Origin of the sequence: Leptospira mtsangambouensis, from assembly GCF_004770475.1 — a bacterium.
GTDB lineage: Bacteria > Spirochaetota > Leptospiria > Leptospirales > Leptospiraceae > Leptospira_A > Leptospira_A mtsangambouensis.
Genome location: NZ_RQHK01000005.1, coordinates 211,918 through 225,142, shown reverse-complemented (window position 1 = coordinate 225,142; position 13,225 = coordinate 211,918). Strand labels below are relative to the sequence as shown.

The 13,225-nt window shown below is 37.6% G+C and carries 11 protein-coding genes; 4 read left to right on the top strand and 7 right to left on the bottom strand.

Annotated features, from left to right (window positions below; genetic code table 11):
• The first annotated feature begins 1 nt into the window (after position 1).
• From EHR01_RS09225 to EHR01_RS09215, 3 genes are read left to right on the top strand one after another with little or no spacing between them, the layout of a single operon-like run.
• The gene (locus EHR01_RS09225) at positions 2–724 is read left to right on the top strand and encodes a glycosyltransferase family 2 protein (RefSeq protein WP_135694502.1); all 723 of its coding nucleotides are present in this window, start codon (positions 2–4) and stop codon (positions 722–724) included.
• The gene (locus EHR01_RS09220; RefSeq protein ID WP_244310040.1) at positions 697–2,271 is read left to right on the top strand and encodes a hypothetical protein; all 1,575 of its coding nucleotides are present in this window, start codon (positions 697–699) and stop codon (positions 2,269–2,271) included. The genes EHR01_RS09225 and EHR01_RS09220 overlap by 28 nt, the downstream gene beginning before the upstream one ends.
• 22 nt (positions 2,272–2,293) lie before the next feature.
• A complete protein-coding gene (locus tag EHR01_RS09215; RefSeq protein WP_135694501.1) occupies positions 2,294–3,508 on the top strand; it encodes an AZOBR_p60025 family cell surface glycopolymer formation protein in 1,215 nt (404 codons plus the stop codon).
• On the opposite strand, the gene EHR01_RS09210 is transcribed toward EHR01_RS09215, so the two are convergent.
• Both EHR01_RS09210 and EHR01_RS09205 read right to left on the bottom strand, forming a co-directional pair.
• Positions 3,505–4,983, bottom strand: coding sequence for a PDZ domain-containing protein (locus tag EHR01_RS09210; RefSeq protein WP_135694500.1), 1,479 nt, complete (start codon positions 4,981–4,983; stop codon positions 3,505–3,507). The two genes, EHR01_RS09215 and EHR01_RS09210, sit on opposite strands and share 4 nt — an antisense overlap.
• 4 nt (positions 4,984–4,987) lie before the next feature.
• The gene (locus tag EHR01_RS09205; protein WP_135694499.1) at positions 4,988–6,535 is read right to left on the bottom strand and encodes a S1C family serine protease; all 1,548 of its coding nucleotides are present in this window, start codon (positions 6,533–6,535) and stop codon (positions 4,988–4,990) included.
• Between the two features lie 31 nt (positions 6,536–6,566).
• Here EHR01_RS09205 and EHR01_RS09200 point away from each other — a divergent pair, with 31 nt between their 5' ends.
• Positions 6,567–7,604 carry an ATP-binding protein gene (locus tag EHR01_RS09200; RefSeq protein ID WP_135694498.1) on the top strand — a complete coding sequence of 346 codons (1,038 nt, stop codon included), beginning with the start codon at positions 6,567–6,569 and terminating at the stop codon, positions 7,602–7,604.
• Positions 7,605–7,654: 50 nt separating this feature from the next.
• Here the strand turns inward: EHR01_RS09200 and EHR01_RS09195 are convergent, their stop codons facing one another.
• From EHR01_RS09195 to EHR01_RS09175, 5 genes are all read right to left on the bottom strand, one after another.
• Complete coding sequence (locus EHR01_RS09195) at positions 7,655–8,188, bottom strand: adenine phosphoribosyltransferase (RefSeq protein WP_135694497.1); 534 nt, start codon at positions 8,186–8,188, stop codon at positions 7,655–7,657.
• Between the two features lie 103 nt (positions 8,189–8,291).
• Entirely contained in the window at positions 8,292–9,182 is an 891-nt protein-coding gene (gene htpX, locus EHR01_RS09190) for a protease HtpX (protein WP_135694496.1), read from the bottom strand.
• 93 nt (positions 9,183–9,275) lie between these two features.
• Positions 9,276–10,883: an NCS2 family permease gene (locus EHR01_RS09185; protein WP_135694493.1), complete on the bottom strand. Its 1,608-nt coding sequence runs from the start codon at positions 10,881–10,883 to the stop codon at positions 9,276–9,278.
• Positions 10,880–11,338, bottom strand: coding sequence for a ClpXP protease specificity-enhancing factor SspB (locus EHR01_RS09180; protein ID WP_135694491.1), 459 nt, complete (start codon positions 11,336–11,338; stop codon positions 10,880–10,882). Before EHR01_RS09180 ends, EHR01_RS09185 begins: the two co-directional genes overlap by 4 nt.
• Positions 11,335–13,218, bottom strand: a complete 1,884-nt coding sequence (locus EHR01_RS09175) for a polysaccharide biosynthesis protein (protein ID WP_208721757.1) — start codon at positions 13,216–13,218, stop codon at positions 11,335–11,337. The genes EHR01_RS09180 and EHR01_RS09175 overlap by 4 nt, the downstream gene beginning before the upstream one ends.
• Positions 13,219–13,225 lie beyond the last annotated feature (7 nt).

Genomic DNA, 13,225 nt, shown 5'->3' with positions numbered 1-13,225 from the left:
AATGTCAAATAAAACTTTAGTCATCATCCCTGCATACAATGAAGCTGAAACCATTGAAGAAGTGATTCGAGGTGCCATTGTTTACGCGGATGTTTCCGTGACGGATGATGCAAGTAAGGATGCCACGCCGGCTATTCTAGCTAAATTACAGAAGGAATTTGGCATACGCCTTCATGTGATTCGGCATGAAAAAAATACCCATATTCCTAAAGGAATCCAAGACGGTATGAAATATGCGGTAGAAAAGGGATATGATTGGGTCATTACAATGGATGCCGGATTGTCGCATGACGCTAGTTATTTGAAAGAATTTCAATCCTTCCCTATATGTGACTTGGTCATTGGTTCCAGGACTTCGACAGTCAATGTTCCTTTGTATCGAAAGTTTATTTCCTGGCTTGCTGCTAAGGTAATGAATTATTGTTTGTCCAAAGGAATCTTCAATTTATTTGGAGCTAACTTAAGAGATTGTACAAGTGGATACAGAAGGTATTCAAAACCTATGTTTCAGAAAATTGCAGCATATCCTTTGGAATCGATTGCCTTTGATTTCCATATGGAAGCTCTTTCCATTGTTGCAAATAATGATGGATCGATAAAAGAATTACCTATCCGTTATGTTTTTTCAAACAGTAGTTTCAATCGAAAAGTTTTGAAACTTGCCATTCAATTCGCTAAAAAACTATTATTAAGAAAATGGAAACTGATCCCTCAATATCCGTAAAACAATCTCGTTTCGGATTGAAATGGAGAGTGTTTCTTCTCACCTGTGGTTTACTTGGTGGGATTTTTTTATTAGATAGAATTCTTTTTTTTGATCTCTACTTTCTATTCCCCAATGAAACAGAATGGGATTCTTCTCCTTGGTATAACTTTATACACAAAACAAAGGAGTTGCAGTCCACAAAAGATAAACATAGAACCATCATCACTGGAAGTTCTGTTGCTCTTTATTCTGTTCTACCGGATGAATTAAACAAAAAGGATATATCAAAAACAAAATATTCCTTTTTTTCTCATGTGGCAATGGCCCCAACGGATCTTTTTTATTATAAAGAAAACCTTCGTAAATCTCATCCCGACTTAGTGGTATATTTACATAATTTTGCAGATTTACAATGGGAATACTTAGAACCTAAAAACGGAAAATTTGAATTCAGTGAAAACAAGTGGGTTCAAGAATTTGGAGAAAGATATCCTGCTAAAACTATTTATCCATATGAATATTTGAAAGATCATTGGATGGAGTTACCTAGAAAAACAATTTCTAAACTTGCAACAAAATCGCTTTTTTATGTGAGCCGGTTCCGAGTGTTCTTTTGGGATCCTATCGAAGTTTATATCGACAATCATTTCCGCAGTGGTAGAAAGTATCATTTATACCAAGGAGAAAAGCCAAGGGAAGGAATTTGGTCCAAAGGATGGACAAAAGAATCGGCAACGTTAGTTTGTTCCGAAAAAAAAACAAAAGAATCTATTTTTACTCAGAAACCAAATACAAAGTTAAAATTTCGTTTTTATTCAGATGAGAAGGCACTAACCAACCAAAAACCAATTTTTGAATTGGAAAAAATTTATGATCGTTCCGGTTGGAATGATTTGGTTTGGACAAATCTGATCCCAGATTCTATAGAATGGTCTCTCGTACAAATTCAAGTTTTGTCTGAGTTGTCCTCTGCAAAAGAAGTAAATCTCATCCGCTATGGGAATGATGAAGGAGTGGGCATTCGACTATCTCATTTTTTTTGCAAAAACTCAGATGCAAAAAATCGTTCTTACTCTCGCGGAAGTTATTGGGATGACACTCGTTTGGTGACAATGCCAACCGAAGATTTTAAAAAAGATTACTTTGAACGTATGATCCGTGATGCAGGTTCAAGGAATGAACTCTGGAGGTTACACTTTGTCCGAGAAGCCAAAAAAAATGTAAACTCTGTTACATTTGAGCCTTGGTTGGAATTCAATCGAATTCTTGAATTATCTGATTATTTCTACAAAAAGAAAATCCCATTTGTATTGATTTTGAGCCCGGAGAACCCAATTGAATTTGCGTTTTACAAAGACTCACAATGGCGAAAAGATTGGATATTAAATTTAAAATCACATTTAGAACTCCGTGGCCAGGCTTTAATCGATCATACTGAAGTTGTAAGTGATGTTCGTTATTTTTTTGATCCGCACCATTTAACATACGAAGGTGCTCTTTTTTATAGTTCTATTTTTTCTAATTCTTTAGAGTCAAAAATCCCAAAAATAAATACTCAAAATTAAATTCTTAGTCTGGAGTTGACAGATGGTTCTTAAACGTATCAAACCAATTTTTTTATTTTTTAATTCAAAACAATGGCTTACCGTTTTGTCTTTTGTTTTGGTTTGGGGAGTCAGCACTCTATCATATTGGAAAAAATATGAATGGAATCCAAGTTCTATGGTGAACTTTGGTTATGAGTTTGCTTTACAAAACCAGAAAGAAACTCCAGAGAAGGCCATCTTATTCAAAGGGGAGACTGGAGATCTGGGAGCAGGTTATGATGGCCAAATATTTTATTATTTTTCACGCCCACTTTCTGAATTTAATCTGAATTGGCCAAAGGGATTTGATGAATCCTATCGTGCACCGCGAATCGGTTATCCTCTGTTAATTGCTCTTTTTGGTTTTTTTGGTAAATCCATTGCAGTTTTTGGAATGTATTTTTGGAATATTGGTCTTACTCTTATTTCTTATTTTTATTTGCGCAAACTTCTAAATGAGGAAATAAAACCTTTTGCCATTTTGTATCTCTTAAGTCCATTTGCCTTGGGAAGTTATTATGTTTTGGTAAGTGACTCTGTGATGGTTTCCATATTAATCATTGCATATTATTATTACGTAAAAGAGAACTATATCCCTTTTGTACTTCTTTCTAGTTTCGCAATTCTTACGAAAGAACCTGCATTGTTTTTGTTATTCCCTTTGGGCCTTGCTGCAGTCTTTCGCAGAGATTGGAAACGGATCATTGTTGTTGGTTTTGTTCTTGTCATTCCTGTTTGTTGGCATTTGTATCTGGCATATCGGTTCCCAAATTGGAGGCCTGGTCGCCTAACTGATTTTATTTTACCTTTGGAAGGTTTAATTTCTTATATGGAATCCATTTGGCGATTTATAGCCAGTGGAACCAATTGGAAAGATTTGGCTCGGTTGTTATCTCGTTTCCCACTGGTGGTTTTATTTTTTTTAGGATTGTTTTTGCCTTTTACTGGCCAAATTCGAAAGGGTTGGGAATTTCGAATTTCTTTTTTATTGATTATGTTTATGGTAGGGACAGCAGGGTATTATCATTTTTGGTCTGTTTATGAAAACGTGTCGCGAATGTTTACTCTTTCTATCCCCGTTTTGTTGTTTTTAATGAATTCTGATCATAAGGTTCGTTACCAAGAATACATGTTATTTACTTTGTTCATTTTAGTATTGTTTCTTATTAAGGTAATCTTAATTTCTAAACAGTTAGGTTATCAGGTGGGATTCTAAAAATTAGAATCCCTTTGGATTTGAAAACTTTGTTTGGCTTCTGCGTTTAATGATTGGATTTCTTCTTTTTTGAAAATCATTTCAAATCCGTCTGTCATCACAAAATGAACGTAAGGTGTGCCTGATTCTGTAATTAAGGTTTGTAATTGTTCCAAGGATTGGACTTGGACTCCGTTGACAGTTTTTAGAATCATTTGGTGGGCAGTGTGGTAGGCCTTATTCCCTGAAAGTGGTAATACTTGAGATAAAAAAACCACTTTTCCTTCTTTGGAGTTCCTCTTAATTCTATAAAAGTCATTCAGATATAAAAGCTCTTTACTAACACGGTTTCTCCATTGGTTCCCATGTTCAGTCAGGTATTGTTCTGACAACTCTTGGAAAATGATTCCAGCTAACATTAAATATTTGGGAGTTTGAAATCGAGAGTTTCCGTATGGAATTCGAATGGCAGACTCTGGGATAGGTTTTAAATCTAACTCAAGAGAAACTGGCTTTTTGTTTCGGAATACTTTGATTTTGATTTTTTTTCCGAAGGATGAGTCTGTATCATTTGTATTATGAAACAAATACGATACATTCAGTTTTCCAAATTTTGGATGATCAAAATAACCTTTCGGATCAATTTTGAAATTAGAAACTTCTAATAAAACATCTTCTAATTGCAAAACTCCATCTGCAGATGAACCTGGATAAATTTCTGCAACAAGGACTCCTAAATCATCTTTTCTCAACCCATAATGATTTCTTGTGGCACTATCAATCAATGGTTTAAATCGAAATCCTTTGAAAGGAAAGTTTTTTCCATCAATGAAATGTCGTATCGAAAAAGTAGGGATCACTCTCCCTGTATTGTTTTCTTTAAATTGGTATAAGATCCCTTGCGGAATTCTGGAACTTACATCAACGATCAGTTCACCCACACCATCTAATTTTTCTTCTGATTGGATTTCAATAAAGGGAAGTTCCACATATCCGCTTGCATAAGCTTCCATATCCAAACGAATCATTCTGATTTTTTTTTCCTCCAGACTCCTTTGGTCCTTGCTTTCCATCACAAGTCCAGTTCCCGGCAAAAACACTTCATTGGAAAAAGTTACGGCTTTTAGATCTTTTGAGGCATTTGGATCGTTAAACTTTAGAATCGCAAGTCCTAAGTCAGGATCTAATCTTTCTAACTCAGCTGTAAAAACTTTAAGGGAATCAGGTTTTTTAATTTCGATACTTGTGTAAAAATAAACTGCCTGCGCAGGAATTAAGATTTTGTTTTCACCTATATAAATTCCTGTGGACTGTCGGACCTCAGGATTTTTGTTCCTCCAAGGTTGGATAAAATGTGGGTATTGGACAGTCACCTTTACTTGGAGGATGGATGCGTCTGTCATACCAACTGGGATCGATTTTGAATGGATGAATCCGGCAAAAAATAAAAAGAAGAGTACAAAAACTAAACGATAAATTTGATTTAGGAATTTCATTATTTTAATTTCCTGTTAGGTGGTATGATTTTTTTATTTCCAGATCTGCTTTTTCTGATTCTTCACGATCCAAAATCATTGGCAGCTGAATTCCGTAAAATTGAATCCGGATGGTTTTGTCTGTTGCACTTTGAAATAATTCTTTTAGATGGGTTAGGTTTTTTACCTTTGTTCCATTGACAAATTCCACAACCATATTCAAATAAAAATCCGAATTCGAATTGATTGGGTGAGGTAATTTTCGATACAAGACAACATCTTCCGATTCTCCATCAGACAAAGTAGTTGCGTCATAAAACCGATAAACTAGAAGACTTCCTCCTTGTGTTTGTCCGTTTTTACTCCAAGCTTCAAGTAAATCTCTATTCACCGTCTGAAAAATATGTCCACCAAACATTAGATAGTCGTAGTTGACTCCATACCTAGCTCTTTGGTTTTCCATTTGAATCATTTTTTTTGCAGGGAATTTTACATTAATCTTTTTTTTGTCTCTAATGAGATCGAATCGGATCTCATCCCCTGCAAACTTGTTATCTACAACTTCCAGAAAATCAATGGAGTTTGTTTCTAATAAGTTTCCATTTCTACCGATTTTACGCCCATCAATAGCAGTTAAGTAATCGCCTGGTTTTAAATAACCATCAGCAGAACCAGCCTTTAAAACCTTTGTGATAAAAACTCCTTCTTCTCCATTGGGAATTCCATAGTATTTTCTGTGTGACTCGGAATAAGAGGGTTGTGTTTGGATCCCTAACTCAACATACCCATGGTAAATACCGTCTTCAATGTCTTTCAAAAAATGTTGGATCACCGCTGTGGGAATGATATAACCTATATTTTCTCCTTTTGTGGATGCTTGGAAGGCAACACCAACCACTTTTCCATCTTGGAGGGCAGGTCCACCTGAGTTTCCTGGATTGATTGCTGCGTCCACTTGGACAACTAAATGGCTATCAATTTGTGAATGTGCATATGTTGACTGTTCAATTCGCGATACAATTCCTCGACTAACAGAAATTTTACTTCCTCCAATTGGATATCCAATGATATCAACTGGACTTGCAAGTTCAGGTAAACTTCCCAATTCTAAATAATTGCTATCTTCATAGAATTTTGGATCAGAAACTTCCAGCAAAGCCAAATCACAGTCATGGGCGATAAACAAAACTTTTAATTCATACCATTCCGTTTGGTTATTTCGTTGGGTTTCCATAAATTTGGCATTAGAAACAACATGGGCGTTGGTAAGGATACGGTTCTTTGAAATTAAAAAACCCGATCCTGTTGAAGCAGAAATTCCAGATGACATCCAAGGGGAAAAGGCGTCCTTCGCTTGAGAAAAAACTCGGATTTGGACTACAGATTTCTTAATTTCGTCAATGGATTGTCTGGGTTCTTCTGCAGACAAAGGGTTAAGGAATAAACTAATAAAAAATAAAATAGTACTCGCAAAGAGGGACGGGGAGAGGAGAATTTTTTTCTGTTTTTGCATGAGTTTGTTTGAATCCACCATATTCGGAGCGACCGCCTTTTTTTCGCTGATTGCGGGCATTGTTTCATTTAGAAAGAATCCGCGGACAAGAATGAAAACAAGTTTTTCAATTCTTGCGGCTTTTTTCTGTATCGGAGATTTGACAATCCTTTGTGATACTTTGTTCTTAGAAAATCAAATCTTAAACCAACCCCATATCATCTCCACCTATTTAGTTTTTGAATCGTTTATCCTTCTATTTTTTGGATTACAATTTCCTACATTCTTCCGCAACTTTTCTCGTTTGGTTGTCATTTGTTCTTTTGTCTTGGGAATGGGAATTATGCTTTTGTTTGTGGATCTGGGTCTTCTCAATGAAGTATATCCGAACGCAAGCCTTATCCTTTTAAAATATTATTATAGCACTTATTATGTGTTAGCTTTTGTTGCTTTTTCTTATTTGATCATTGCCAAACTACGATTTAATTTCCCAGCAATTCAGAAGTTTATGGAATATATTTATTTTGCCACATTCTTTGCCTGTGTCTTTTTTTTGATTCTTTGTTTTTTCCCAAATTGGATCCCACTAACAACCAAATATTTTTTGCATTCATTTTTATTTATGAATCTATTGTTTCTCTTTTGTTTTACCGTTTTTTTATTCCATTATTCTTTTACAGAGGATTATCTAACGCATCCGTTTTCTTTTATTTTTGAAAGGTCTACTAAAATCTTTGAAGAACAAATCCCAGCCACAAGGTCCAACTCCCGGCTCATCAAAGAAAAACTTTGGAGTTTATATGACAAAAGAAATTGGCGTCATATTATGGATAGTTTTTGGTTTCAGATTCTTGTGGATGAAACATTGGACAATGCCTTGGAACATGGTGGCAAAAGGGAAGATGATATCATCACTGTACATGTATTCGAATCACGTAAGTTCATCGATGTATATGTGATTGATAGTGGGAAAGGATTCAACCCGCGTCAAATTCCAAGTCCCATCGAGTCGGACCGAAAACTAGTGACTGGGGGGAGAGGAATTCATATCCTAAAAAAACTTTTTGTGGTTCGCTGGAATTTTCTCGGGAATGAAGTGAGTATAAGAGTGGATAAAACAAAGAATTCTGATTGGAAATCCGCAACCTAATCAAAACTCTTTGTTTTTTAGTAGATACCTACTAGTTTTACTTTGCGGAATCAGTGTCCTTCAAATTCACAAATAGAAAATACATCAATTCCGTATGTATCTTTAATTCGTTTTGCTCCACCTAAGTCAGGTAAGTTGATGATTGTTGAACATTCATGAACGATTCCTTTTAAGTTTTGGATGAGTTTGATAGAAGCTTCAAGAGTTCCGCCAGTGGCAATCAAATCGTCCATAATCAAAACTCTTTCCCCAGGGCTAATGGCGTCTGTATGAATTTCCACATGGTCCACTCCATATTCCAATGCATAAGACTCGGAAATGGTGGTGCCAGGCAATTTCCCTTTTTTTCGGATGGGTACAAATCCAACGCCTAGTTGGAAAGCCAATGCCGCTCCAGGGATAAATCCCCTCGCATCAATGGCAGCAATTTTATTCAATTTAGCATTTTGGTATCGTTCTACAAACATCCCAATGGTGAGTTGGAAACCTTCTGGATCGATGAGAAGGGAAGTAATATCGCGAAATAGAATTCCTGGTTTTGGGTAGTCGGGAATGGTACGAATCTTTGATTTAACAATGGACATAATAGGATGAAACCAAAGATGACTAGGGCTTTGCAATAAAAAAAGGCCGGCATTTTTTGCCGACCTTTTTTGCAAAGAATCCTGAAACTCTCTTTTAAAACTTCTATCTCATTTGTTTGAGCGCTAAAATTCTTTCTTCTAATGCAGGGTGGGTTGCAAATAGGGAAAGAAATCCGCCTTTGTTGGAAGAGATCTTAAAGGAAGCAATTGCTTCTCCTCTTGGATCTTCTGGCATTTCTACCATTTGTCGTAATGATTCTAAAGCAGAAATCATAGACTCTCTTCCCGCCAGTTTGGCACCACCAGCATCCGCTCTGAACTCACGTTGGCGTGAGAAATAAGCCACTGCCATAGATCCAAGAATGGAAAATGCAATGTCGAGGACGATGGTCACAACAATTCGTACGATATGTGCCATTTCTTCTTTCACTGCATTGGCTGCCAAATAAGCAATGATACGTGAGATAAACATCGCAAATGAGTTCACAACACCTTGGATGAGAGTGAGTGTCACCATGTCACCGTTGGAAACGTGTGTTAGTTCGTGAGCAAGCACTCCATCTAATTCTTGGGCATTCATTCGGTTGAGAAGGCCTGTTGATACGGCAACAAGGGCACTGGATTTACTTGGTCCTGTTGCAAACGCATTCACTTCAGGAGATTCGTAAATACCAACTTCTGGCATGGGAAGGTGAGCCCGTTGTGCAAGTGATTGCACTCGGCGATACACATCCATTTCTGGTGCAGAAGCTTTTTTAGGATCGATGATTTTGACTCCCATCGTCCACTTCGCCATCATTTTAGAAAGTAAAAGCGAAATAAAAGATCCCGCCATACCCCACATCAAACAGAATACAATGAGTTGCGTAAGATCTAAACCATAAGCACGGATACTAAATCCCATTGAACCAAGTAATGTGGTTACAATAGAGATCGTAGTCATAATCAAAATATTGGTTAACAGGAAAAAACCGATTCGTTTGATCCAAGTCATAGGAAATTGTTCTCCTTAAGGTTCCCATGGAACCTATTCATTAGACTGAAACTGTACTAGTCTTGGCTTGAGATTACAAGCAAATTAATGGTTTCATTTTGCCTGTTTTTCCTTGGGACCTAGGAACTGAACCAGTAAAAATAAGGTCGCAAGAGATAAATAAGCAATTGGGAAATCCCAACTGGCAAATTCAGTGAAACGATTTAAAATGGCATTCCCTTGGAGTTCGTAAGAATGTATCCAACCAATGGCAGAAAGGATCGCTGCAACACCAGCCCAAAGAGCTGCTTTTTTCCATTCTCTTTCTAAGATAAACACCACCATAGCGGACCAAACCATCGAAGTGATGAGAAATCCTTGGGAAAGAGAAAGAACTCCGCTCAAAGCATAAGGGAGAAATGTTAAATGGGGAGGGATATCTGATAAGGAAAAATGAATGGTTTGTTTGACACCTAATTCCTGTAAGGTGGTTTGAAGTTTCCCATCCAAAAAGATAAAAACATTTTGGATGATAAGGACTGCCCAACCAGCAAAAGCAGGCAAAAGACCAACTACAACGGCAGGGGAATGGTGACGGGGGATTGCTTGGAAGGCTTGGCTTGTGATGACAATCCCAATCCAAAGTACAATTGCCATTCCCGCTTCTACTGGAATGAGAGCTTGGATAAGACCCATAAGTCCAAACAAACTCACTACTGTCATAAATATTCCCGAAAGTACAGAGTAACTATGTTTTGCGCCAAGTGCCTTCCATCCTGGGTGGCCAATGTAAATGGTTGTTGGAAAAGGAGAACCGAAAGCGGTTCCAGCAAGGGTTCCAAGGCCATTCACAAGTAAGGAAGTTTTTGTATCAAAACTATCACCAGATGCTTCTGCTGATTCAATGTTTTGTAATGAACCAATGACATTAAAAATTCCCATAGGAAGGATTACAGAAAAATAGGCTTTTATATTAGCGTAGGTTAAGGTTTCGAAGAGAGGGCTAATGGAAAGTTGGGGAAAATAAAACCCTATGGTTTGTAATCCATTTTCAATGGCCCCAGGTTGATAAATGGGATCACCCCAAAAACTCGAAAGATAGGACAATAAAATTCCAAGGACAACGGAGGTAAGCCCACCAGGAATTCCAAAGGGAAAACGAACTTTCCCAAAGTATTGTAATAAAATAACACCTAATGGGATAAAGGCGATAATCGGTCTTTCAAATGTCCTAAGTAAAAAATCCATTGAGATAAAAGTGATGGCAATCCCAGCCAAAGCAGAAAGTAAAGCGGCTCTGGGAGTGTACAATCGAATTTTTGCAGCCACAAAAGATCCAATGACTTCAATACAACCGGAAATAAAAGATACAAGAAGACCAGCTTTCCAAGCAGCAACATAATTTCCTGTGGCTTGGTAAGTAGGAAACATCACAAAAAATACAAATGCAAAAAGAGAAACCGTATTTATCCCGTAAGGGATTGCTGTAACGTCTGTACGATTGGTTTTTTGCCCTAATTTCCAGGCTTGCCATGCATAGAAGATATTCCCAACTAACAAAGAGACAGCGGCTCCTGGCAAAACAACGGCAGTGATAAAACCAAGTGGGAAACCGCAAACTCCCAAACAGAGAGCAGAAAGAACTAAAAGTTGGATGAGGTTGTCTACCATGAGACCAAAAAAACCGTCGAGATCACCTCTGGTGATGGTAAAAAAATTCATTCGTTCCTTTTTCCTCCAAAATCAACTCGGATCACATTTCCATCCCCACTCACTTCAGGTTTGGTTACTTTTGGTTTTGATACATTTTCTTCTGGAGTCACAGAAGTTTCCACTTGCAAAAATCGAAGTTGTGTTGCAGAATTTTGGAACTTATCATAAATACGAAACACTGCATCCCAGGGAATCATTGTAGGTTCCCAAGCAGATCCAAATTGTAGTTCAGCAAATAAATAATCTGGTTTACTATCTAAAACTTTTACAGCTTTATCACCAAACACAAGTACAATGCCGGATTCTTTTTCTGCATTGAGCAATCCACGTTTCCCAATTTCTAGTTTGGGGTGAGGCATTACATGGATATAAAACACTCCAAATCTTTCCCAATAGAGATTAAATAAATCTCTCTTAAACTCACGTAATGTTGTGATTTCTTCCTCGGTGAGTTTTTCGCTCATAAATTCCTTTTACCATGTGAAGTTTCCCACTCGATGTATTCATCGTGGATTTTGTATTCTGGAATGATTTCTTTAAAAGCACCAAAAAGTTCTCTATTTTTGTTGGCTTTGGCAAGTGAGAACAGTCGGTTCAATTTGTTTTGAAAGAGAAGAAGATTATAATTTTCTAAAGGAGCCGCAATTCGAATTTTTGGATGGTGGGTTTTTTTGATCCCTTCTTGGTTGAGAAGAAGTTCTTCATACAACTTTTCTCCAGGTCGTAACCCAGAAAATTCAATCGCAATGTCTTTGTGGGGTGTGTATCCTGATAAACGAATCATCTCTTCTGCAAGAGAAAGAATTTTGACAGGTTCTCCCATATCTAAAATAAATATTTCTCCATGTTCACCCATACTTCCGGCTTGTAACACGAGTTGTGTGGCTTCTGGGATTGTCATAAAGTAACGAATGACATCGGGATGTGTGACAGTGACAGGGCCACCTCGTTTGATCTGTTCTCGAAAACGAGGGATGACACTTCCATTGGATCCGAGTACGTTCCCAAAACGAACTGTAATGAATTTTGTTCGTGAATTTTGTGAAATATGTTGGAGATAAATTTCCGCAGCCCGTTTGGATGCTCCCATCACATTGACAGGGTTGACTGCTTTATCAGTGGAAATCAAAACAAAACGTTCAACACCAATTAGGCGACATACATCGGCTACGTTTTTTGTTCCCATGACATTGTTTAAAACAGCTTCAGAAGGATTGATTTCCATCATAGGAACGTGTTTGTAAGCAGCAGAATGGAATACAACCGAAGGTCTATGTTCTTCAAAAATGGCAGATATACGAGAGAGATTTTTGACATCAGCAATGACAGGTCGAATGTCAATGTTGAGATCTGAAAAACTTTTTCTAAGTTCATAGTCGATTTCGTATAACGGAGTTTCTGCGGCATCTAAAATCACCAATACACTTGGTTTAAACAGTGCTACTTGCCGACAGATTTCTGAACCGATAGAACCACCAGCTCCTGTCACGAGGATTACTTTTTTTTCTAAATAAGAACGTATGGATTCAATTTCTAAATCAACCGTAGGCCTTCCCAAAAGGTCTTCTACTTGTACTTCGCGAAGTTGTGTGATATTGGGTTTTCCAGAAAGATACTCTCCGAACGTCGGAAGGATTTTGAAATCCACACCGGCACTTTCACATTCTTTCATGAGTTTGCTGACAACTCGTCCGTCGGGTTGAGGGACAGTCATAATTACTTTTTTTACACCGTAACGAACTAAAATTTTTCCTATCTCATCAGTAGCGCCGAGGATGGGAACTCCTTGGATGTAACCACCTTTTTTGGAAAGGTTGTCGTCTAAAAATCCGATGGGTTGGTAATCCAAATCAACATTTCGTCTAATCTCTGTTAAGAAAGAACTCCCAAGTTTTCCCGCACCAACAAGTAAAATGGGTGTCCCTCGTTTGGATTTGTCAGAATTAAAAATTTGTTCCCGAAGCATTCTCCAACTCAAACTCCTGAGGCATAAAAACCCAAGTAGGATGAGTGTATCGAGAATGGGTACCATCCGAGACAACTGATGGAACCGATTGTAGAAGAGAAGGGCAAGAGTCGAAACGAGAGAAGAAAGAACAGTGGCTTTGATGATGGAAAGAAGGTCGTGTAACGAGGCGTAAGACCATAACGATCGGTAAATCCCCGAAAACAGAAACACAATACTCCGCGAAACAACAACAATGGTGGCGCAGACCCAAAAATCAGGGTAACTATCTAAAAATCGTATGTTTTCAAAACGCACAAGGTGTGCGAGAAAATACGACAATAACATAAAGAGTATGTCTACAGGAAAAACCCAGTATCGTCTCGGGATCGATTTCATATCTGAT

Excerpts from the sequence above, each read along its gene's own strand:
- htpX (WP_135694496.1), bottom strand. The coding sequence starts at position 9,182 with ATGACTTGGATCAAACGAATCGGTTTTTTCCTGTTAACCAATATTTTG.
- EHR01_RS09225 (WP_135694502.1), top strand. The coding sequence starts at position 2 with ATGTCAAATAAAACTTTAGTCATCATCCCTGCATACAATGAAGCTGAA.
- EHR01_RS09180 (WP_135694491.1), bottom strand. The coding sequence starts at position 11,338 with ATGAGCGAAAAACTCACCGAGGAAGAAATCACAACATTACGTGAGTTT.
- EHR01_RS09195 (WP_135694497.1), bottom strand. The coding sequence starts at position 8,188 with ATGTCCATTGTTAAATCAAAGATTCGTACCATTCCCGACTACCCAAAA.
- EHR01_RS09210 (WP_135694500.1), bottom strand. The coding sequence starts at position 4,983 with ATGAAATTCCTAAATCAAATTTATCGTTTAGTTTTTGTACTCTTCTTT.
- EHR01_RS09220 (WP_244310040.1), top strand. The coding sequence starts at position 697 with ATGGAAACTGATCCCTCAATATCCGTAAAACAATCTCGTTTCGGATTG.
- EHR01_RS09175 (WP_208721757.1), bottom strand. The coding sequence starts at position 13,218 with ATGAAATCGATCCCGAGACGATACTGGGTTTTTCCTGTAGACATACTC.
- EHR01_RS09185 (WP_135694493.1), bottom strand. The coding sequence starts at position 10,883 with ATGAATTTTTTTACCATCACCAGAGGTGATCTCGACGGTTTTTTTGGT.
- EHR01_RS09205 (WP_135694499.1), bottom strand. The coding sequence starts at position 6,535 with ATGCCCGCAATCAGCGAAAAAAAGGCGGTCGCTCCGAATATGGTGGAT.
- EHR01_RS09215 (WP_135694501.1), top strand. The coding sequence starts at position 2,294 with ATGGTTCTTAAACGTATCAAACCAATTTTTTTATTTTTTAATTCAAAA.
- EHR01_RS09200 (WP_135694498.1), top strand. The coding sequence starts at position 6,567 with ATGAAAACAAGTTTTTCAATTCTTGCGGCTTTTTTCTGTATCGGAGAT.